This window comes from Lentilactobacillus rapi DSM 19907 = JCM 15042 (assembly GCF_001436255.1).
In the GTDB taxonomy this organism is placed as follows: Bacteria; Bacillota; Bacilli; order Lactobacillales; family Lactobacillaceae; genus Lentilactobacillus; species Lentilactobacillus rapi.
The window spans coordinates 68,685-89,957 of the sequence record NZ_AZEI01000083.1 but is presented as its reverse complement, the minus strand read 5'-3'; the positions used below and the strand labels follow the sequence as shown (position 1 = coordinate 89,957).

General features: G+C 40.3%; 17 protein-coding genes and 1 pseudogene. 14 read left to right on the top strand and 4 right to left on the bottom strand.

Annotated features, from left to right (window positions below; translation table 11 throughout):
- The first annotated feature begins 18 nt into the window (after window positions 1-18).
- Window positions 19-1,566: a glycoside hydrolase family 30 protein gene (locus FD12_RS12580; protein WP_056983374.1), complete on the top strand. Its 1,548-nt coding sequence runs from the start codon at window positions 19-21 to the stop codon at window positions 1,564-1,566.
- A 204-nt stretch (window positions 1,567-1,770) separates the two neighbouring features.
- Here FD12_RS12580 and FD12_RS12575 read toward each other — a convergent pair whose 3' ends face one another.
- The 3 genes from FD12_RS12575 to FD12_RS12565 all read right to left on the bottom strand — a co-directional run bounded on the left by FD12_RS12575 (window position 1,771) and on the right by FD12_RS12565 (window position 5,931).
- Window positions 1,771-3,303 (bottom strand): MFS transporter, encoded by a 1,533-nt coding sequence (locus tag FD12_RS12575; RefSeq protein WP_056983373.1) that lies wholly within the window; start codon window positions 3,301-3,303, stop codon window positions 1,771-1,773.
- 25 nt (window positions 3,304-3,328) lie between these two features.
- Window positions 3,329-4,630 carry a glycoside hydrolase family 28 protein gene (locus FD12_RS12570; protein WP_056983372.1) on the bottom strand — a complete coding sequence of 434 codons (1,302 nt, stop codon included), beginning with the start codon at window positions 4,628-4,630 and terminating at the stop codon, window positions 3,329-3,331.
- 230 nt (window positions 4,631-4,860) lie between these two features.
- Window positions 4,861-5,931, bottom strand: coding sequence for a PfkB family carbohydrate kinase (locus FD12_RS12565; RefSeq protein WP_056983371.1), 1,071 nt, complete (start codon window positions 5,929-5,931; stop codon window positions 4,861-4,863).
- 368 nt (window positions 5,932-6,299) lie between these two features.
- Here FD12_RS12565 and FD12_RS14430 point away from each other — a divergent pair.
- From FD12_RS14430 to FD12_RS12520, 9 genes and pseudogenes are all read left to right on the top strand, one after another.
- A pseudogene (locus tag FD12_RS14430) lies at window positions 6,300-7,717 on the top strand (glycoside-pentoside-hexuronide (GPH):cation symporter).
- An 18-nt stretch (window positions 7,718-7,735) separates the two neighbouring features.
- Window positions 7,736-9,280 (top strand): glycoside hydrolase family 43 protein, encoded by a 1,545-nt coding sequence (locus FD12_RS12555; RefSeq protein WP_056983370.1) that lies wholly within the window; start codon window positions 7,736-7,738, stop codon window positions 9,278-9,280.
- Between the two features lie 105 nt (window positions 9,281-9,385).
- The gene (locus FD12_RS12550) at window positions 9,386-10,600 is read left to right on the top strand and encodes an ROK family transcriptional regulator (RefSeq protein ID WP_054747023.1); all 1,215 of its coding nucleotides are present in this window, start codon (window positions 9,386-9,388) and stop codon (window positions 10,598-10,600) included.
- 257 nt (window positions 10,601-10,857) lie between these two features.
- A complete protein-coding gene (locus FD12_RS12545) occupies window positions 10,858-12,288 on the top strand; it encodes a sugar porter family MFS transporter (protein ID WP_056983369.1) in 1,431 nt (476 codons plus the stop codon).
- Complete coding sequence (locus tag FD12_RS12540; protein WP_056983368.1) at window positions 12,285-12,962, top strand: SGNH/GDSL hydrolase family protein; 678 nt, start codon at window positions 12,285-12,287, stop codon at window positions 12,960-12,962. The genes FD12_RS12545 and FD12_RS12540 overlap by 4 nt, the downstream gene beginning before the upstream one ends.
- A 192-nt stretch (window positions 12,963-13,154) precedes the next feature.
- Window positions 13,155-14,780, top strand: a complete 1,626-nt coding sequence (locus tag FD12_RS12535; protein ID WP_054747025.1) for a tagaturonate epimerase family protein — start codon at window positions 13,155-13,157, stop codon at window positions 14,778-14,780.
- Window positions 14,781-14,798: 18 nt separating this feature from the next.
- On the top strand, window positions 14,799-16,220 hold the full coding sequence (gene uxaC / locus FD12_RS12530) for a glucuronate isomerase (RefSeq protein WP_056983367.1): 1,422 nt from the start codon (window positions 14,799-14,801) through the stop codon (window positions 16,218-16,220).
- Window positions 16,221-16,428: 208 nt separating this feature from the next.
- Window positions 16,429-17,457: a LacI family DNA-binding transcriptional regulator gene (locus FD12_RS12525; protein ID WP_056983366.1), complete on the top strand. Its 1,029-nt coding sequence runs from the start codon at window positions 16,429-16,431 to the stop codon at window positions 17,455-17,457.
- Between the two features lie 119 nt (window positions 17,458-17,576).
- Window positions 17,577-18,749, top strand: a complete 1,173-nt coding sequence (locus tag FD12_RS12520; RefSeq protein ID WP_056983365.1) for an acetate/propionate family kinase — start codon at window positions 17,577-17,579, stop codon at window positions 18,747-18,749.
- A gap of 80 nt (window positions 18,750-18,829) precedes the next feature.
- Here the strand turns inward: FD12_RS12520 and FD12_RS12515 are convergent, their stop codons facing one another.
- Window positions 18,830-19,663 carry an undecaprenyl-diphosphate phosphatase gene (locus FD12_RS12515; RefSeq protein ID WP_056983364.1) on the bottom strand — a complete coding sequence of 278 codons (834 nt, stop codon included), beginning with the start codon at window positions 19,661-19,663 and terminating at the stop codon, window positions 18,830-18,832.
- A gap of 213 nt (window positions 19,664-19,876) precedes the next feature.
- Here FD12_RS12515 and FD12_RS12510 point away from each other — a divergent pair, with 213 nt between their 5' ends.
- From FD12_RS12510 to FD12_RS12495, 4 genes are all read left to right on the top strand, one after another.
- Window positions 19,877-20,140: a type II toxin-antitoxin system Phd/YefM family antitoxin gene (locus tag FD12_RS12510; RefSeq protein WP_054747027.1), complete on the top strand. Its 264-nt coding sequence runs from the start codon at window positions 19,877-19,879 to the stop codon at window positions 20,138-20,140.
- Complete coding sequence (locus tag FD12_RS12505) at window positions 20,134-20,400, top strand: Txe/YoeB family addiction module toxin (protein ID WP_056983363.1); 267 nt, start codon at window positions 20,134-20,136, stop codon at window positions 20,398-20,400. Before FD12_RS12510 ends, FD12_RS12505 begins: the two co-directional genes overlap by 7 nt.
- Before the next feature lie 101 nt (window positions 20,401-20,501).
- Window positions 20,502-20,882 (top strand): response regulator transcription factor, encoded by a 381-nt coding sequence (locus FD12_RS12500; RefSeq protein ID WP_225427275.1) that lies wholly within the window; start codon window positions 20,502-20,504, stop codon window positions 20,880-20,882.
- An 88-nt stretch (window positions 20,883-20,970) separates the two neighbouring features.
- Complete coding sequence (locus FD12_RS12495) at window positions 20,971-21,267, top strand: HMG-box domain-containing protein (protein ID WP_054747029.1); 297 nt, start codon at window positions 20,971-20,973, stop codon at window positions 21,265-21,267.
- Window positions 21,268-21,273 lie beyond the last annotated feature (6 nt).

Below are 21,273 nucleotides of genomic sequence, written 5' to 3'. Positions count from 1 at the left end.
AAAAGGAGATAGATAATAATGGCAAACACTGATTCAGAAAATCGATTTTCTACCGAGTTTTGGACTGCGACTTCTGGTGATTTGAAACAACGGCGTGATCATCTCGAAACGCCTAAATTTGGGGATCCGGAAACCGACGCCGCTAAGATTGTGATTGATCCATCTGAGCGTCATCAAGACTGGTTGGGTCAAGGGGCTGCGATCACAGATTCCGCCGCTTCACTGATTTGGGGTGCGATGGATAAACAGCAGCGGGATGCATTGCTGCATGAGCTATTTGATCCGGAGCAGGGCGGTTTTTCAAGCGTCAGAGTGCCACTTGGTTCATGTGATTTTTCCAGCCAAGATTACTACACTTATGACGATGTCCCATTTGGTGAACATGATTTTAAGCTGGAAAAGTTCTCAGTCGGTGAAGGAACTCCAGGCGCCGCTGATGCGACCAAGGATTTGAAATACATTGTGCCGGTTCTTCAGGAAATCTTGAAAATTAATCCAGCACTGAAGATTATTGCTTCTCCATGGTCGGCACCCGCCTGGATGAAGGATACCGGTCATTTGACATATGGTGGGCGGCTCCGATTTGGTCAGTATACCGGCAACGGCTATGGCAAAGAGTTTACTTTTGACGCGGTTTATGCCCGTTACTTCGTTAAATACATTGAAGCTTATCAACAATTAGGCATCCCGATTTATGGTGTGACGATTCAAAACGAACCATCTAATGCCGCTCATTGGCCAGCAATGATCTGGACACCTTCTGAAATCGCTGAATTCGGCTATCAATATCTGCGGCCGGCATTTGACCGGACGTTCCCTGCAACAAAGATCTACTTTTTAGATGACAGCTTTAGCGCATTGAATGAACCAATCACCGATAACGTCACGCCGGAACAGGCTGCAGCATTCGATGGTCTAGCCGTCCATACCTACAGTGGCCCTTATGACAACTTGTTCAACGCCAATCGAGCATTTCCTAATTGGCAGATGGTTATGACCGAACGTCGCTGCATGATGGAAGAATCAACGGAGAATGCGTCCCACATCATGCCAGGAATTATTGGCAACTGGTTGGTTCGAAATGGCTTGAATATGATTACCTTATGGAACTTAGCTTTGGATGAACGCGGCTTGCCAAATGCTGCGGATTCAACTGGCCGTGAAGGCGTGGTCACGATTGATCATACGACGGGGAAAGTCCAGCGGAATTTGGAATACTTCATGTTGCGAAACTTTGGTCAAGACGTGCCAGTTGGTTCGAAAGTAATTGGTTCATCAAATTACACCCCGGACGGCTTTAGCGGTGGCATTGGGTCAGTTGCTTTTGAAGCCCCAGATGGTTCGATTTCAGCTCATTTGTATAATCCAACTGGCAAACCACTAAAGGCTGCAGTAACTATAAGTGGTCATGGAACGGATTGGCAAAACGTTACGGTTCCTGCATGGGGAACGGTCACACTGCACAAAGCCAACCACGCAGTCAATGAATCTGAGGTCCCTGCAGATGATGAATTTAAGTTGAATCCGTCACCTTATAATACGGATGATGTGGCACCGGGAAAATAAGTGTGCGGAGCGCAATGGGCTGATGCGGTATCTAAACTGCTTTGGACTGAAACCCTGGTCTTGGGTTTTAGTTCAAAGTGGTTTAGATGTTAGCATCAATTTAATTCACTGCAAAAAGCTGGAATACCAGTAATGAACAAAATTTGTTCATTACCAGTATTCCAGCCTTTTTATAGTTTTCTGTTGAGATGGAATTAAGAAACTTTATTTCGTTGTATTCCAAATCTTATCCCATTTGTAGCCTGTTAAATCTTCAACGATAGATTTAGTTTGTGGATCAACATCATCTTTGTTACCACCGCTTTGAAGACGTTCAATTTCGTTGTGCAAAATCTTATGTGTCCGCTGGTTTAAGTTGAATCTTGCAACCATCCACCAAGCAATCCCAATTGAAATAATTGGAACGACAATAAGAACTATTAGAATTGCGTTCTGAGCTTGCAAAGTCTGGTGAAGTGATCCTTCTTGAAAGCCACCCCATTGAAGAATAAAGCCAAGCAGCGCAGAACCTAAAGCTCCAGTAAGCTGGCGAGTGAATGATTGTACCGCTGCAAACGTTCCAGTCCGTAATTTGCCTGAGACAATAGTATCGACATCGGGAACCAAAGGAATTACTTGCCAAGCAGTATATTCCAAAAATTGTCGACCGATTTGCCAAAGTACTCCCAAAACGATCAATGAAATAATTGTCGTTCCAGAACCTAAGTGGGAATGTTGTAATGACAGTACAAAGAATCCAGCCATTACTATAAATATCAAGCTAAATGAAGTTGACCAATTGATCTTTGGATTCTTTGTTTTAATTAAAATAAATGCGGCAATTGGTACAACAATCATTCCAACGAATGAAAGTGATGTGATACCTTGTCCAATTGTCTGGGAGAGTCCCAGAACGAAGACAACATAGTATAAAAATGCTGTTGAAAAACAATCTTTTGCAAAGTAAGTCATGAAGTATATGGATACCATATATCTAGCAGACTTATTGCGAAGCATTTCCCAGTAATCACGAAGGGAACCAATAAAACTATTTTCTTTTTCACCACTATTGGATCCGTTAGCGCTTTCAAAATTTTCCACCTCTTCAGGTGAATGTTCCCATGTTGAACGGTAAGTGATCAAAGTACAGATCGCATAAACTACACCAAATACAATCCCTGAAATTGTGTATGCTTGAGCTCCTTCTCCGAGAAAAGCGAGCAGGGTGGCAGGTAAGGCGGATACAGAAAATGTTGCAAATGCAGAGATAAACAATCGAATTGAAGACATTTTTACCCGATCATCAGCATTCGGTGTCATTTCAGTTGCTAATGTCTCATAAGCCGTTCCAATAATAACGTTAGCTGTTTCAACCATGACAAAAGCTATTAGATACCACCAGAAGCTACCGGGAACTACCATGAATAGCATCGGGAAGAAGAGGATTGTTAGGATGGCTCCCACCAATAACAGAAGGTGTCGTCTACCAAAACGTCTGCCAATTTTAGTTGAATATAATCTGTCCGAGATTGAGCCTGCTAGCATTGACATAATTGCATTTAAAAATTTTCCAATTAAAAACAGCATACCTACCGCCGCAGCCGAAAGTTTGCCATATGTTGTTAGGAAGAACATCAAGTAGGACCCTACTAACGTTCCCCATGAAGCTCCATTCATATCATTTATTCCATAACCAATAGATCGCCAAATAGAAATTTTATGAGGGGTATAGACCCATCGCTTTTTTTGATTTTCCATTTTTTCTCCAACTTTCTATTCTGGATTAACCCAGCTTTTTGCCATTAATCACTAAATTGCTAACATTGATTGTTTTAATATCTCGACTTGCATCATGGAATCTACCACCAGTTTCCTCTGCATAATTCGTTGGCAATAAATGATCTGGAGTTGCTAACGACCAGTTAAAGTTTTCAATATTAACATTTTGGATATGCGCTTCGGGTAGTCCCACGATAAAGGAAGCAGTTGCTCGGACATTTGTAGCTGTAATGTTTTTTATTTGAATATTCTTAATGTGTGGGGTTGTGTTATCAACCGGTTGAGGTTCTTCTGACAGAACAGTATCTTCTTCAGCTGGTAATACGCCAGGAGCAAAATATTGTTCAAGAGAAATGGGACACCAGCATGAGTCCATTGTTAGATCATGTAATTTTATGTCTTGAATCGTGCCGCCACGAGTACGACGAGATTTTAAACGGATTCCTCGGCGAGTTCCCTCAAAGGTGCAATTTGAGACTTCGACATTACTGATTCCAGCCGCTGTTTCAGATCCAATCGCAATTCCACCATGACTTGCAAGAATACGACAGCCAGTGACGTGAACGTTTTTAGTAGGTTGATTTACGCGAATTCCGTCCGCTCCTGAACCGGATTTCAAAGTAACGCCATCATCACCCACATCTAATAGACAGTTACTGACGGATACATTTTCACTTGAATCAATATCCATTGCATCAGTATTTATGGCATCTGCTGGATTAGAAAATGTCATATTTTCAATTTGAATATCTCTGGAATACACCATGTGTAGGGTCCAGAAGGGGGAATTTTTCAAAGTGATCCCCTCGATCACGATATTTTGGCCTTTCCAGAATTGAATTAGTGGAGGTCGTAAGAATTGGGTAGACGGACGACCGCCACCGCCAGTGCGGGTTTGATAGTCTGGATTAAGGTTTGCCAAACGAAGCTCATAATTTTCTCGTGGAAGGGTTCGGTCCTCATCTTCGATTTTTTTAAAAGTTTTCCACCAGTTTGATCCTGACCCGTCAATTGTTCCAGTTCCGTTAATTTTTACATTCTTATCATTGTTTGAATAAACGAGTGGATGCATAGCGAAACACTCAACACCTTCCCAACGTGTCCAAACGGGCGGATAAAGCATTGGGTCATCTTTAAATTTGATAATAGATCCTTCTTGTAATGTAAATGTTAAGTTTGAGGTCAATTCAATCGGACCAGTAATATGTTCTCCTGGAGTGATGATGACTTGTCCACCATTAGCCTCAGTGACTTTATTTATGGCTGTTTGAATATCTTTACCTGGATTTACTTCAATGACTAACATGACATTCCTTCTTTCTGTGTGACTTAGTCAGTTTTGGAGATTAAGATGTAGATCTTGTAAGCGCTTAATGATCACAATGGAAGAATAGCACGATTTTTTGGTTTGTAAACAAATGTTTATAGATGTAAACATTTGTTTACAAAAAAGGTGATATTTCAACAATTTGGCCCAAAATAAAAAGGCTGATGATTATCAGCCAAATCTGTACATTATGAATATGAGTCTTTTATTTATTGTAAATACCTTTCAAGAAAATTTGGAGTTAGATTGTTCACAACATTTAAATAAGTGCTCATGGTAGACTGAGCAGCCGCTTGTGTGATTCTTGCGGTTTGGGCTGCATTCAATTTACTCCGACGAGCATAAACGATTGTAGCTAAGGCAGCCGCACCCACACCATTAGTATTTAGTACTTTGTCAAGTGTAATTGGGAAATAGAATGAGTCGCTTTGTGTTTGATACAAAAAACCAATTCTTGAATCATAAATGAACACATTGGAAATTCCCATTGAAATGAGTTGATCGGCACTTTGTTTCTCAGTTTGACGATTATTAATAGTGATATTTGTAATGGCTTGGGACTCAGCAGAATTTAAAACTAATGTATCTAATGCAGCAATACCCTGCTTCAATCGAATTACCTTGTTAATAGAATCAGCGAGTAAAGGCTGATTAAATTGCTTATAGAGCCACTTAATTGTCATTTGCGGTAAATTCGGGTCTATGATAATCATCTTTGCATTTTTCAATATAGAAATTCGTTCTTTCAAAAAGTCGGGTGTGATTTCATCATGGATCCGACTATCATCTACACCAAAAATCCGTTTGGCATCTGGCTGATTAATGTATAAGTAACGAGAGGTGGGTTTACTTGATATTTGTTTGGAATAGGTAATGTCAAGCTTTCTTTTTTGTGCATCCCGCTTGAATTCTTCCCCCGCAGAGTCATTTCCATAAACGGATACGAAGTAGTTTGGTATTTCCAAATTGGTGAGATTGACAGCAATGTTGCGCCCAAGGCCACCCAAATCTGAATAAATTACGCCAGGATTGGACTTGTTTTCAAAAGCTTCCCTACTTGGAATGCCAAAAGTATCCAATGTGATTCCACCAATGACAACGACATAATTTTCAGGAGCGACGATATAGCCCTTACCCTGTAAATACCCTTTTTTAACTAGATTCGAAATGTGTGCTGCAACACCTGAACGAGTGATGCCAGCGAGCTTTGCAAGCTCATTCTGACTAATCATTGGGTTTTGCTTAATCCATTCTAAAATTTGCTGTTCGCGTGAGATCATTTGTGAAGCTCCATTCAATTAGTTTAATGTGGGAAAAATTTTAAGCTTTTAGCTTAGAATAATGAATTTGTATTTCTAATCATTATTGGAAATTACCTAGTCATTTCATTATACAACGATGCAATGAGAGCACCAATAATGAGTATTCATACCTCGGAGCAGATTTCTTAGTAAGTACAAGATAATGGAATTACAAATAAATCTGAGAATGTGAGTTAAATTATAAATATAAACAAACGAGCGAAATAAGCAAGAAATAATGGCTAAATATTAAAAAAACGCTTGAAAAGAAAACGCTTTCTGATATACTAATCGTTGTTAGTTAGTTTATTTAAATTAACTAAATAAATTATGGGGAGTGTTTATAAATGAAAGCTCAGGAAACACTGCAGCAAAGCAAGCACTTACGACCTATTGGTCATATAGGAGCCGGTGAGAAAATAGGATTTGGCCTTGGGGATTTTGCTTGTAATTTAATTTATGCAAGTTTGTCAACCTACTTACTATTCTTTTATACGAATGTTTTTGGAATTTCTGCTGGTGCTGCGTCATTGCTATTTTTGGTGGTTAGGTTTATAGATGCATTTTCTGATCCGATTATTGGTTTCTTTGTCGATAAATCCAATACTAAATATGGAAAGTACCGTCCGTTCTTACTTTACGGGGCAGTTCCGTTTGCTGTACTTGCGGTACTCTGCTTCACAGTTCCAGGATTTGGTGGAACCGGGAAACTTATTTATGCCTATATTACTTATATTATGCTGTCAGTTTGTTATACATTCGTTAATGTTCCCTATGGTAGCTTAACTGCTGCAATGACAAATGATCAGCAAGAATCCGTTAGTTTAACAACGTATCGGACCTTCCTTGCAATGTTGGCCAAGTAATCGTCGCGTTTTTTGTACCGTTTTTAGCAGACATGTTCACTAAAAATCTCGGGGCTGCAACTGGTTGGCAACTAACCATGGCAATTATGGGAATTATGGGTGGACTCCTACTTTGGGGATGCTTTTTCTCTACTCATGAGCGGGTTCGAGTTCCTGCATCTCACAATAAGATTAAGGTAAAAGATGTGTTTGAACAATTAATGCATAACCGTCCTTTGGTTATATTATGTATTTTCTTCTTCGTCATTTATGGCGTAAAGTCGATTGTTAGTGCAACTGGTATTTACTATGTAACGTATTATGTGGGCCGTGCTGATTTGGTTAAATGGTATTCTTTAGCCGGTACCCTTCCCGCACTGGCATTTATTCCAGCAATTCCCTGGTTGGCAAAGCATCTATCGAAATTTCAACTGATTATTGTTTCAATTGCTGCTGATATTATTGGAATGGCTGGATTGTTTTTCGCTAAGCCAGAATGGATTACATGGATCTTCATTTCACGAGGGATTGCATCAGTTGGTAACGGAATGATCTCAGCATACATGTGGGCCCTTATTCCGGAAACTGTTGAGTATGGCGAATATAAGACAAATAAGCGAATGAGCGGCGTAATTTACGCAATTATTGGTTTTGTGTTTAAGTGCGGAAACGCATTGGGAGGCATGATTCCAGGACTAGTTCTTTCGGCTACTGGATATGTGGCAACTACGTCTCATCAAACTGCTGGTGCTTTACACGGAATTGTAATCGCTACCACAATAGTTCCGATTATTATTTACTTCATCGCTATATTCTCAATGAAATTCTATAATTTGGATAAAGAAACATATAATAAAATCTCAGCCGAGTTGCAAGCTCGAAACAAGAAGGAATTGGCTGAAGAGGAAAATAATAAATAAAAGGTGTGAAGATTAATTATGGAGACAATTCAAAACCCAGTCTTAACAGGCTTTAATCCGGATCCTGTTTTATTTAAAGATGATCAACTATATTATATTGTTGTATCAACCTTTGAATGGCTGCCGGGGATTCGGGTATATTCATCAGATAATTTGGTAAATTGGTCTTATGAAACGTCAATTTTAAATGAGCCAAGACTTGTAAACTTACAAGGAAATCCAACAGGTTGCTCAATTTGGGGACCGTTTGCGAGTTATCATGATGGAAAATTTTACATTGTTTATACGAATGTAAATGCGACTAAAGTTCCTTTCAAAGATTGTGATAATTATATTATCACCGCTGATGATATTCATGGGCCATGGAGTGACCCTGTTTACGTCAATAGTTCTGGATTTGATCCATCTATTTTCTTTGATGATGGGCAAGCGTATTTCCTAAATGAAATTTGGGATTATCGCTTAGCCTCCCATAATAAACCAGCCGGAATTGTGATGCAGAAGATCAATTCCGAAACTTTAGAACTTGAAGACAAACCTAAATTAATATTTGAAGGGACGTCTGCAAGGAAGACGGAAGCGCCACAAATATATAAACATAATGGATATTACTACTTGTTATGTGCTGAAGGCGGCACCGAGGCTAATCACCAAGAAACGATTGCTCGCAGTAAAAATGTTTGGGGCCCATATGAAGTTGATCCTGATAATCCGATGCTCACATCAAAAGATGATCCGATTCTTCCACTACAGTGTGCAGGACATGCAAGCTTGATGGAAACTAGAGATCATGAATGGTATATGGCACATCTCTGTACACGGCCCCTTAAAGGAGACGATCCAATATTAGGACGAGAAACGGCAATTCAAAAAGTTGTTTGGACTGACAATGATTGGTTACGGTTAGCCAATGGAACAAACCGGCCAAGCTTAGAAACCCCAGCGCCTAAAGGAGTATCGGATGGAAAACCGATAAGCCATAGCTTTGTTGATGCGTTTGACGGTCAAACATTGAAGTACAAACACTGGAATACCTTACGTCAATTTGATTCCCATAAATGGCTTATACCAACGAGTAAGGGGTTGATAATAAAAGGCGGGCAGTCACCACAATCGGCATTTGATCAGCATATTGTGGCAACTAGGCAAACCGACTTCAACTGTCATGCATCAGTTAAACTAGAGTATCATCCACAGAGTTACTTGGAATTAGCTGGCATGACACTTTACCTAGATCTATCTAATTATGTACTGCTGATGGTTACGGTAAATAAATCGGGAAATCCTTGCGTTGTCTTGCAACAATCGATAGCAGGTGAATTCAAACAACTTAACGAAATCTCGATTACAAACAGTGGAAAATATCAATTAAGCATTCAGATCAATGAATCACAAGCAGAATTTTTATTAAGTGACATTGACAAACAATATTCTCTGGGCGCAGTTGATGTTAGCTTCTTATCCGGAGGCTATACAGGAAACTTCATTGGATTAGATGTGATTGATATGTATCGTCGAAATAGTACGCAGGCAGTCTTTACTGATTTTAAATATAGTGTCTAAATATCGTGCCATGAACTAAGCGAAGGCTTGGAAGAGTGATGACAGTATCATTACTTTAACCAAACCTTTTTTTCTTTTTGAAATAGTTTGGTGATATGATTGTTTATGAAAAGAAACCAACTAAAACAAATAATGGGATGGTGTGTGGTGATGGTTAACAAAGAGGAACGAACGAGGGGACACGTTTATAATTTCCAAAAAATATTAGCATTTATTTTTAATCATCGATTCACATCCCAATCAGAGATCTCTTCTGCACTTGAGATAAATAAGGCAACTGTTTCTAAAATATATAGTGAATTAAAACAAAAACAGTTTGTTAATGAGGTTGGTGCTGGAGTTTCTTCTCCAACAGGGGGGAGGAAGCCGCGTCTGATTGAAATCAATAAGACGTTTGGATATACGCTATGTGTTGAATTAACTGAACATGAAATAAAGGGATTGGCTTGTTATCTAAACGGTGCAACAATACAATTTCACCAATTACAAATATCTCGAGACTCTGATTTAATTGTGTGTTTGGATAAGCTTATAGGCATGTTTGAAAATATTCAGGGAACTCTAAATGGATTGCTTGGTATTTGTTTCGCGATTCATGGGAAAGTCCACAATAATCAAGTTTTGTCATCTTATCTCAACCTAAATAAAATTGATTTAGTAAATCATTGTAAGAAATATAACGTCCCGGTCATTCTTGAAAATGAAGCGAATTTATCGGCAATATATTCACGCGATTTTATTCGTGGAAACCGAGAAGAAAATGCCGTTACACTTAGCATTCATCAAGGAATATATGCGGGCTTCATATTAAATAATCGCTTATACAGAGGCTCCCATGGCCAAGTTGGCGATATTGGTAATAATATTATCATGTCATCTTTTCCGATAAGTAATGGGGAAAAGTTATTAACCTACCAAGATTTATATGCCCAAGATACTGTTGTCAATTCGATTGGTGAACTAGTGGGGCAAGCTAATTTGACCTTGTTTGATTTATCAAAACTTTATGAGGATCATAATGACGATGTAGTTGCTGGATTATCACAGTTTGCTAATGGAATATCAGAAATTTTGCATAATATTGCCGGAACAATTGCGCCAGACATTTTCTATATTAACTCTCCATTAATTCACCAAATACCCAGCATTCTTACTCAAATAAAAAAATATTTTGAACGGATTTCTGGTTATTCCCCACTCATTCAATCTATCCCAAATGTTCCTCTGGCAACTTTACTTGGTGGTGCGGCGTTGATGACACATTATATTTTAGAACTTGATGATCTAAAGCTAAATTTCTGGAATTATACTGAAGAGTAAATAGTGGACTATGGATTGCATCTTTTCAGGGTAAAGCTGGAAAGATAGCTTTGAGTAGAAATGTTATCGTGTGCATATAAAGGAGTGTGACAATCAAATGGATTATTACTGATTTGATTAATATACTTATGCTTTACGCATGAACACGTAAAAATAAAGCTTGACAGCGTGGATGGACTGACCTATTATTTTGCGTGTAAGCGTTAACAGAAAAATGTTAACGTGTTCATTATCAACAATTGAAAGGAAGGATATTCATGGATACTACTGTAAAGCCAAGCGGAAAAAATGGCAGTATGAAATATATTATTGCTGTTGTACTCATTGCCGCAATTGGTGGTTCACTTTTTGGATATGATCAAGGCGTGGTTTCTGGTGCTTTAAGTTTCTTCAGTGTTCATTTTAAAATGACACAGGCAGAGATTGGATTTGTTTCTGGGGTACTAGCATTAGGAGCTATGTTAGGGTGCTTAATTGCAGGATGGATGAGTGACCACGCCGGTCGAAAGCCAGTTATGATTACTGCTGGAGCACTTTTTACATTATCAAGTTTGCTTTTAGCACTATCTCCTTCGGTTTCATATCTTGTTGCCGGAAGAATCTTATCTGGAATTGCGATTGGAATGGCCTCAACGATTGTCCCACTTTATATTTCTGAGGTAGCTCCAGCAAGAATACGTGGAACTCTGGTCAGTGCAAATCAACTTGCGTTTGCAATTGGAATGACGACTGTTTATATTGTTAATGCTCTTATTGCTAATTTAAATATTTCTAGTTGGAATATTCAATTTGGATGGAGATTTATGTTTGGATCGGGTGTTGTGCCGGCTATCATATTCTTTGTTTTGACACCTTTTATTCCTGAAAGTCCTCGTTTCTTATTTAAGAGGGGGAAATCTGATAAAGCATTGAAAATTCTTACTCGAATGAATGGCGAAGCCACTGCCGAGGAAGAAAGTAAAGCGATTCAGGACCAGCTCCATCATGAAAATAAAGGCTTAATCCGAGAATTGTTCAAACCTGGAGTTCGATTTGCTTTGTTGATTGCGTTATTAGCCGCAGCATTTCAACAGCTAACAGGGACCATTGCGGTTGGGTATTATGCACCAATTATTTTCCAAAAAACCGGAATTGGAACTAATGCTTCTTTAATTGAAACTATTGGAATCGGCGTAGTGAAAATAATCTTTGTTGCGATTTTCATGGTTTATATTGATAAGCTGGGGCGAAAGAAATTATTAACTTGGGGAGCATTTTTAATGGCTGCAGCATTGCTGGCACTTGCATTAATATTTTCTGTAGGAAAGTTCAATATGCTCATGAATATTTTGATCATGGTAGGGGTTCTTGCTCACACTGCATTTTATGAACTATCATGGGGTGGTGGTGCTTGGGTTATCATTTCAGAAGTGTTTCCAACTAGTATTCGTGGTCGAGCACAATCATTAAGCTCACTGACAATGTTTCTTGCTTCATATTTTGTGAGTCAAGGATTTCCAATGATGCTCAATGGTATTGGAGCTACTTGGACATTTGTTATCTTTGCGGGTTTTTGTTTGATAATGATGTGGTTTGCTGCGAGAGTTCTTCCAGAAACGAATGGGAAAACATTGGAACAGATTCAATCTGATTTTACTCATAAGAATGCAAAACAAGTTACTGTCACTAAGGAGGGTGTGACGAAATGAGTACTATGAACTTATATTTTAAAGATAAGATTCTCAATTGTCTCGGTGATTCCACAACGTGGGGAGATAATGGAATTGAGTCAGGAGGTAATAACATTTCATGGACTACCCATTTGCAGGACATCCTTCCATTCAAAACTGTTAGAAATTATGGGGTACGGGCATCCCGAGTTGCCATTACGCCTGATCGTACTGATAGTTTTATTGAACGATATGATGAAATGGAAAAAGATGCGGACATTGTTACGGTGTTTGGAGGTATAAATGATTTTCAACATAATGTCCCATTAGGAACCATTGAAGATCAAGATCCACATAGCTTTTACGGTGCTTTGAATACTTTGATTAAAGGAGTCGTTTCGATGTATCCAACGCAACCGATAATTTTTATGACACCAACAAAAAATAACTTTAAACATCCAACTAAAAGGTATCCGACAACTCTGCAAGCAAATAAGTTAGGGCTTTTCCAAAGAGACTATGTGCAGGCGATGGTGCGATCTTGCGATTTATACAGTGTGCCTGTCATTGATTTATATACCGAAAGCGGTATTTCTCCGTTTTTACCAGAATATGTTCCTAAATATATGCCTGATGGAATGCACTATAGTGATGCTGGATATGAGCGGCTGAGCCATCGTATTGCCGGGGAATTGCTGAGGCTAGCTTATTAAAATGAGATTATTTTCCAATTAATGTTAACGTGTTCATTTAAATGCGATATACTTTAGTTGATTTAAATGTTTAATTTAATACTACCGGGAGATCGATCGGATGAGCACGGTAACATTAACGAATGATGTGTAACTGGGATTCATATTAGTACCCATATATTCATTAACAAACTGTATTAGGAGGAATTTATCATGGACTTACAATCACTATTATCAGATATTAAAGAAATTTTGGCTTCAAATGGCAAGTATGAAGATTTAAGCAATAAAGAAATTTATACTCCTTCAATTCAAGTAGATCGTCGCAACGTCTACTTCATTCTTCATCAGAAGAATAACGAAGGCATCATCGAAAAATCTTTGGTTGTGTACGAGAATCGTTTGACTGCCGGTGACTTTGAAGCTCTCGAAATTCTTGAAGATGTTGATTCAACTCTAATTGTTGGTGAACTCAATGAACATAACAACGATGCTTTAGCAAAACGGTTCCAGTGGATGCGACCAACTTCCCGCCGAAACTATAAGTACACCTTTGGCTTGGGAGATCGTCTGGGCAATGCTTCCAATGCTCATCTGCGTTTGTTCAAGGGCCGTGGCATTATGCCAGTCTTAGCTCAACAATCCATTCGGGAACTTGTCTTGATGCACCGGACCAACACCGACGTTTTCCAATCCGCATCTTGGGCTGTCTTTGAAGAGGGCTTCACGTACGGTTGGGGCGCTGATGGTGACCATGTTAAGACCCCTTATGAAGTTGATTACGCTGTTAAGATTGGCTGCTCAATGATCACCCTGGATTGTACGGAAGAAATTAACAACGACATCGTCACTTTGAACGATGACGATCTGGACAAGCGCTTCAATCAATTGGATCCAGATCAGATCAAGTACTTCAATGACACTTACTTGAACAAGACCTTTGACTTGGGCAACGGCCGTTCAGTTAAATTTACCAAGCATGATGTGGAAGAATCAGCTCTCACATTCTACGGCGCTATTCTCTTCGCAGCCGGCATTTACAAGAAGTTTGTGGTTCCTTACAATTTGGACTTTGAAATTTCAATGGATGAAACGCCTTACCAAACAACTAATCCAAACCACTTCTTCTTTGCCAACGAATTGCATCGTCGCGGAATCACCCCAACAACGATGGCACCACGGTTTTACGGTGAATTTCAGAAAGCTATTGACTACATCGGTGACACGAAACGCTTCGAGCGTGAATACGTTATTCATGAAGCGATTGCAGAACATTTTGGTTACAAGCTCAGTATCCACTCAGGCTCAGATAAGTTGTCTGTTTACGAAATTATTGGCCGAGTATCCAAGCAACATGGCTGGCATGTTAAGACTGCCGGGACTAACTGGTTGGAGGCTTTGCGGGTAATTGCCCATAAGGATCCGAAGTTTATGCTGGAGCTCTACAAGTTCTCGTATGAAAATTTGGATGATGTCAAGGACTTCTATGTCTTTAATGCCCAAACCGACGGCACGGCACCAAAGCCAGAGACAATGACCATCGATAATGTCATGGACCTCTTGGACAATGACGATGCTCGTCAAGTCTTACACACTATGTATGGCTCAATTATGAACCTGAAGCATAATTATCACTATGTCTATCGCGATAAGCTTTGGAACATTCTCTTGAAGAACCAGGCACTTTATGACAAGTACTTGAATATTCACATTGCTGAACATCTCGACTTGCTCCAAGGTGTTGTCAAGACGAAGCAAGAGGCCCAAGAAAAGCATGAACCAAAGACTGACATTTCAAAGGAAAGTGAAAAAGAACTTGAGGCCAGTCTCAACATTTAATAAGGAGGAATAACCGGCATGACGTTATTAAACGATGACTTTCTATTAGGAAACCAGACGGCAAAAACCTTATTTCACGATTATGCAGCTAAAATGCCAATCATTGATTTTCACTGTCACTTGAATCCTAAAGAAATCTATGACAATAAAAATTATCCGAATATCACTCGAATCTGGCTCAACGAAGGTACCTACGGCGATCATTATAAATGGCGCTTGATGAGGGCTAACGGCGTTGATGAGAAATATATTACCGGTGATGGTGACGAGTATAAGAAGTTCGTTGAGTGGGCGAAAACGATTGAGAACTCGTATGGTAACCCCTTATATGAGTGGACGCATTTGGAATTACGCCGCTTCTTTCATATCAATGAAGAGTTAACCAAAGAATCAGCCCCCAGAATTTGGGATAAAGCTAACGAATTATTGCAAACAGATGCTTTTAAGCCTCGTAATTTGATTAAGAACTCCAACGTTCAAGTGGTTTGCACGACTGACGAACCGGCATCTAATTTGCGCTACCACAAATTATTGAAGAAAGAAGAGGCCAACAGCGGCTTTAAGACATTGCCGGCAATGCGCCCAGATAAACTGATCCAAATTGATCGGGATGGGTTTGGCGAGTACTTGAAGACATTGAGTGCCGTCTCGCAAACGCCTATCAATAAATTTACCGACATCATTAAGGCTCTGCATCAACGCTTTGAATTCTTTAACGAAATGGGTGGTCGTCTCTCTGATCATTCACTATTGACCTATCATTTTAACGAGGCCAGTGAGGATCAATTGGATGAAATCGTCAAGAAGGGTGTTCAAAACAAGCCACTAAGTCAAACAGAAATTGATCAGTATTTAACAATGTTGCTGGAAAACTTGATGAAATTAAATACCGAGTTCAATTGGACGATGCAGTTCCATATCAATTCTAATCGTGACCTAAATCGACCGATGTTTGATAAAATTGGCCCAGATACCGGATACGATGCTGTTGGAACCCAACCAGACATTGTTGAGCATATCACCAAGTTATATACTAAAATGCAGGACACCAACGACGTCCCAAAGACAATCTTCTACTCGTTGAATAATAATGATTGGCTGCAATTAGCCACCATGATGGGATGCTTCCAAGGCGGCACGACCCAGAAACTTCAATTAGGGGCTGGCTGGTGGTTTAACGACACTGCTGAGGGAATGGACGATCAACTTCGGATCTTCGCTCAAGAAAGTCTGTTGCCACACTTTGTCGGGATGCTAACTGATTCGAGAAGTTTCCTGTCATATCCGCGGCATGAGTACTTTAGAAGGGTTCTTTGCAACTTCTATGGCAAGTTGGCAGAACAAGGTCGGGTGCCTAATAACACTGAAAAGCTGGGCAAGATTGTCCAAGATATTTCGTACAATAATGCGCATGATTACTTTGGCTTTTTAAACAATTAATACTTGAAAGTGGTATCAATTTTTAAAAAGCGTTTCGTTGAGCCGAAAATTGGTTGAAAAGATATAATTGAATAACTAAGAGTGGCATACGACCTATTTAAAAATATGGCGTATGTCACTTTTGTTGTCTGGGAGAATATTTGTAAGATAATCAATGATGATAATGGTAAAATTTATGTATCAAGTTATCGAGAAGGGAGTTGGCTTCATGAAAAATTTCGAGAAAGGTTCAGTGACAATCAGAACAATTGCCGAAATGGCGAACGTGTCGCATACAACCGTGTCACGGGCGTTAAATGGGAGTGAGTTGGTTAAGCCGGCTACCCGCAAAAAGATTGCGGAGATTGCCAAACAAATCGGCTACGTTCCCAATCTGAATGCAAAAAGTTTGGTCATGAACCGTTCCTACATGATTGGTGTCTTTTTTACCAATCTTGACACAGGGACTTCGGCCAGCTTCTTGACGGAAGTGATGCAGCAATCGCAAACAACCTTGCCAAAAAGCTATTCGCTCTCTGTTAATAGTATCGATCACGTTATGAATAGCCAAGGCGTTTCCGTTCAAAATTTTGATGGGATCATCGTCTTGAGCCAGTCAGAATCCGATGATGAATTTATTGATTACATTCACAGTATTGGCTTGCCACTGGTTGTTTTGAACCGCAAAATTGAGCGAAATGATATCACAAATTTCTCACACAACGATTTCTTGGGGGCCAAAAATGTTGTTGAGTATGCCATTCGAATGGGACATCGAAATTTTGGCCTAATTAAGGGAGTCAAATCCTTTGAGTCTTCTAAGCAGCGAAGTGAAGGTTTCTTCGAGGCTCTTAAGGAGCACCGCTTGGAAGTTGATTCTAATTTGGTTAAACGAGGCGACTATCTACCCCAAAGCGGCAACAAGTTAATGCGTCAGATCTTGTCTAGTGGCCAAGTGCCAACCTGTGTTTTCTGCGAGAACGATGATATGGCTGTTGGTGCTATCAATGCTTGCGTTGAGCTGGGGTATCGGGTGCCCGAAGATGTTTCCTTCATTGGCTATGATGACATGAGCTATTCGCAGTACTTAACTCCACCGTTGACGACTGTGCGCAAACCAACTTCGCAAATCATCAAAAAAGGGGTCGCTTCGCTGATGGACATTCTAGAAGTTGACGGGGATGCCAAAATTACCCAAGAAGTGATTGATCCGGAAATTATTGTGAGAAGCTCAGTACTAAATCGGAATGCGGATTAAATAGCCCACCAGATTCGGTTTCATTTGTATCACTTCTGCTCATTTCATAGTATACTTTTACTATGGTTGCGTTTTCATTCACAAGTGAAAACGGCGAATTAAATATTGGAGGTTCTATTATGGCCAAAGTTTTAATTGTAAACGCAGGAAGTTCATCACTCAAATTTAAATTATTTGATATGCCAAAAGAAACGGTGCTTGCCGATGGGGAAGTTGAGCGGCTGAATATGCCGGGCTCGATCGTTAAAATCAAGTATGGGGATGGCAAGAAGTACAAAACTACTGAGGATAAGATTGATTATGAGCGGTCCGCTGCCATCATGCTCAACAACCTGAAGGATCTTGGGGTGATCGATCATCTGCATGATATCGATGCCGTGGGTAACCGGGTGGTTGCTGGCAGTGACATCTTTGATAAAGTTGCCAAAATTGACGATGATGTTTTGCAGCAGATTGTTGATCTGGGTGAGATTGCCCCAATCCACAATCCAGTGGAAGCTGAATATATCAAGATTATTCAGCGGATCTTACCTGATACGGATCAGTACGCGATCTTTGACAGTGCCTTCTTCAAAGACGTGCCGGAAGTTAATTCGATCTATGGGATCCCTTACGAGTTAACCGAGAGATTCACCATTCGGCGTTATGGCGAACACGGCATCAACCACGGCTTCATCACGGGTCAAGCCGATGAGATGCTTGGGAAAAAGGACGCAAAATTAGTCACCCTCCATTTGGGCTCAGGGGCTTCTGTCGCAGCTGAAAAGGCCGGCAAGTGTTACGATACCTCAATGGGCTTTACGCCGATGAATGGGTTGGTCATGGGGACCAGGTCCGGTGATGTTGACCCTGCTCTGGTACCATTCTTCATGAAACGAATGGGTGCCAAAGCCGATGAAGTGATTGAAATGTTCAACGACCGTTCCGGCTTGCTGGGAGTTTCCGGTGTTTCATCTGACATGCGGGATCTTGAGAGCTCAAAAGATCCTAGAGCGCAGTTAGCACTCGACATGTTCGTCAACCGAACCGTTAAATATGCGGCAAGCTACATTACCGAACTCGGCGGCGTTGACGCAATCGTCTTCTCTGGAGGAATTGGTGAACATGATCAATGGGTCCGCGAGGAAGTCTGCAAGAAGCTCGAAATCTTTGGCATCAAGTTGGACGCTGAGTTGAATGATCAGCAAGCGCCTGGTGACCTCGGAACCAAGGACTCTTCGGCTCGAATCCTGTTAATTCCAGCCAATGAAGAGTTGGCAATGGTTCGGGATGTGCAGGGTGCCTTGAAGTAAGATGGATACTGTTTAATAAACAATAGGAGCATCTCATCGCAGGTACATATCTGTGATGAGGCGCTCTTTTATGTTTGCTGTTAGATTAAAACGCGTAGTCCAAAATACCCAATTACAACGATACTCAGGATAATCCGATACCAACCAAACGCCTTAAAATTATTGTGCTGGATGTAATTTAACAGGAAGCGGATTGCCAAGTAGGCAACGACAAATGAAACCAGCATGCCAGTCAACAGCACAGCAGTTTGGAGGCCGTCAAAGGTGCCGCCATGGTGAAAATATTTGTAGACTTTGAGCAGTGATGCCCCAAACATGGTTGGGATTGCCAAGAAAAACGAGAACTCAGTGGCAACGTATCGGGAAGTGCCAATCAGGATACCACCGAGAATTGTGGCCCCAGATCGCGACGTACCAGGAACCAGTGAAAGCAGTTGGAACATTCCGATAATGAATGCTGTTCGGTAAGACAGCCGATTAAGATCAGTAAACTGTGGTTTCCGGTTTGCGTTGCGGTTTTCGATCACAATAAACAGGATTCCGTATAGCAGTAACATTGCTGAAACGACTTCCCAGTTCATCAAGTGAGCGTCCATCCAGTCATTGAGCAACAAGCCAATCACGACGGAGGGTAAGACCGCAACGATCACCTTGAACCAAAGGACCCAAGTGTCGTGCTGTTCAAGATGCGTTTTCTTGGGGGACAATGGGTTCAGCTTGTGGAAATACAGAACGACCACCGCCATGATTGCGCCGAGTTGAATGACCACGTTGAACATATCAGTAAATTGCGTTGTTTGGCTCATTTTGATAAATTCATTGACCAGGATCAAATGACCAGTTGAGCTGATCGGTAAAAATTCGGTGATCCCTTCAACAATCCCTAAAATAATGGCTTTAATAATATCTAACATGATGTTGACTCCTAATCTGTTTGAATTTCATAAGGTAATCATGACATAAAAAGGAGTTATTGAGGGATGATTTACCAATTGTTTACAGGATTGAGGGGGAATTTTTACATTGTCTGAAGCCAAGCATCATTCCAAGTTGTAAGCTGTACTTTTTTAAACAATATTGTTGCGTACGTGATGTCCGTACGCTAAAATGACCTTGAGGTGATTAATTTGGAAAATTACACGCCAACAAGTGCTAGGAAAAATTTCTATAAGATTTTAAAGGACGTCAATATCCAGAGAAAGCCAGTCACGGTCACTCCCGCTAATGGTAATGAGGACGAAGCGGCAGTGGTCGTATCAAAAAGAGATTGGGAATCAATGGCCGAAACAATTTATCTAGAAAATACCGGGGAATTACCAAAAGCTCGTGAACGATCCACGGATGACAGTGGAACAACTAACATTGATGATATTGATTGGGATAAATTATGAACTATGAAGTTGTGATTCGAAACTCTGCTAAGGGAGATCTGAAAAAACTAAAGAAATCACTTTTGAAGCAACAATTTCTTCAGGTAGTTGCTGCCCTCAAAGAAGATCCATACCAGCCAACGCAATCCTTTGAAAAACTACAGCCGGCGAGTCAGAAATTTTATTCACGCCGCATTAATTCCCAGCATCGCGTGATCTACCGAGTTGACGATCAAAATAAAATTGTGACGATTTATGCTGCCTGGACGCATTATGAGTAACTAGAGGAAAATATAGTTTAATTAATGCTCTCACTATTTACGAATGTGGTGGGGGCTTTTCCTTTTGGAAAGCTTTTTGTTATGTAGATTAAATGTGCTCCGTGAAGACGATCATTTTAACCACGTTTGCCAACAAAAACTACTTTCAAACGGCAGTTGGTGCCCACGTCAATGGCTATCTCCTCAAAGACATCCCAAGTGATGACTTAATCCAGTCGATTCATGAGGTAATGGCTGGCAAAACAATTTATTCACCTGAATTAGTCAGCTCAATCCTGGGGGATGTCGACAATCCTTTGTCAGACAAAGAAACGCAAATCTTAGCTGAAATCAGAAAGGGCAGTTCAACGGCGGAAATTGCTAAGGAACTGTTCTTGTCAAACGGCACAGTACGTAATTACATCTCATCGATCTTGAGTAAATTAGGAGCTGCAAACCGAATTGAGGCTTTAAATATTGCGGAAAAACGCAAGTGGTTATAAATTTAATCCAATTAAGCCATTAGCAGCCATTAATTTGATATACTAACTTTAGATAGCGAGCCTTGATGTGGATTGGAGAGATGACTTTATGGCACTTCGGCGGATTTCAATTCTAGTTGCAGCCATTGCGTGTGTGATTTTGATGATATTTTCGGTGAACCTTGGGCTGTTGGCGATTGTTGCTTTGTTTGCTTATGTGACGTATCGGCTGTTAGTCAAGAAAGATTTTACAATCTTGGCAACCACCTCACTGGTGGGAAAAGAATACCAAAATTTGACTGAGGAAACTAAAAAGAAATACGAAATCAGAGCCACTCAAATGGGCTGGGTATGTCTAGCCATTACAATCTTAGTGGTGATCGTGGGTATCGTGATTAACGGTTAGTAGATT

Excerpts from the sequence above, each read along its gene's own strand:
- uxaC (WP_056983367.1), top strand. The coding sequence starts at position 14,799 with ATGACGTTATTAAACGATGACTTTCTATTAGGAAACCAGACGGCAAAA.
- FD12_RS12525 (WP_056983366.1), top strand. The coding sequence starts at position 16,429 with ATGAAAAATTTCGAGAAAGGTTCAGTGACAATCAGAACAATTGCCGAA.
- FD12_RS12495 (WP_054747029.1), top strand. The coding sequence starts at position 20,971 with ATGGCACTTCGGCGGATTTCAATTCTAGTTGCAGCCATTGCGTGTGTG.
- FD12_RS12575 (WP_056983373.1), bottom strand. The coding sequence starts at position 3,303 with ATGGAAAATCAAAAAAAGCGATGGGTCTATACCCCTCATAAAATTTCT.
- FD12_RS12570 (WP_056983372.1), bottom strand. The coding sequence starts at position 4,630 with ATGTTAGTCATTGAAGTAAATCCAGGTAAAGATATTCAAACAGCCATA.
- FD12_RS12515 (WP_056983364.1), bottom strand. The coding sequence starts at position 19,663 with ATGTTAGATATTATTAAAGCCATTATTTTAGGGATTGTTGAAGGGATC.
- FD12_RS12520 (WP_056983365.1), top strand. The coding sequence starts at position 17,577 with ATGGCCAAAGTTTTAATTGTAAACGCAGGAAGTTCATCACTCAAATTT.
- FD12_RS12540 (WP_056983368.1), top strand. The coding sequence starts at position 12,285 with ATGAGTACTATGAACTTATATTTTAAAGATAAGATTCTCAATTGTCTC.
- FD12_RS12535 (WP_054747025.1), top strand. The coding sequence starts at position 13,155 with ATGGACTTACAATCACTATTATCAGATATTAAAGAAATTTTGGCTTCA.
- FD12_RS12580 (WP_056983374.1), top strand. The coding sequence starts at position 19 with ATGGCAAACACTGATTCAGAAAATCGATTTTCTACCGAGTTTTGGACT.
- FD12_RS12555 (WP_056983370.1), top strand. The coding sequence starts at position 7,736 with ATGGAGACAATTCAAAACCCAGTCTTAACAGGCTTTAATCCGGATCCT.
- FD12_RS12545 (WP_056983369.1), top strand. The coding sequence starts at position 10,858 with ATGGATACTACTGTAAAGCCAAGCGGAAAAAATGGCAGTATGAAATAT.
- FD12_RS12550 (WP_054747023.1), top strand. The coding sequence starts at position 9,386 with ATGAAAAGAAACCAACTAAAACAAATAATGGGATGGTGTGTGGTGATG.
- FD12_RS12565 (WP_056983371.1), bottom strand. The coding sequence starts at position 5,931 with ATGATCTCACGCGAACAGCAAATTTTAGAATGGATTAAGCAAAACCCA.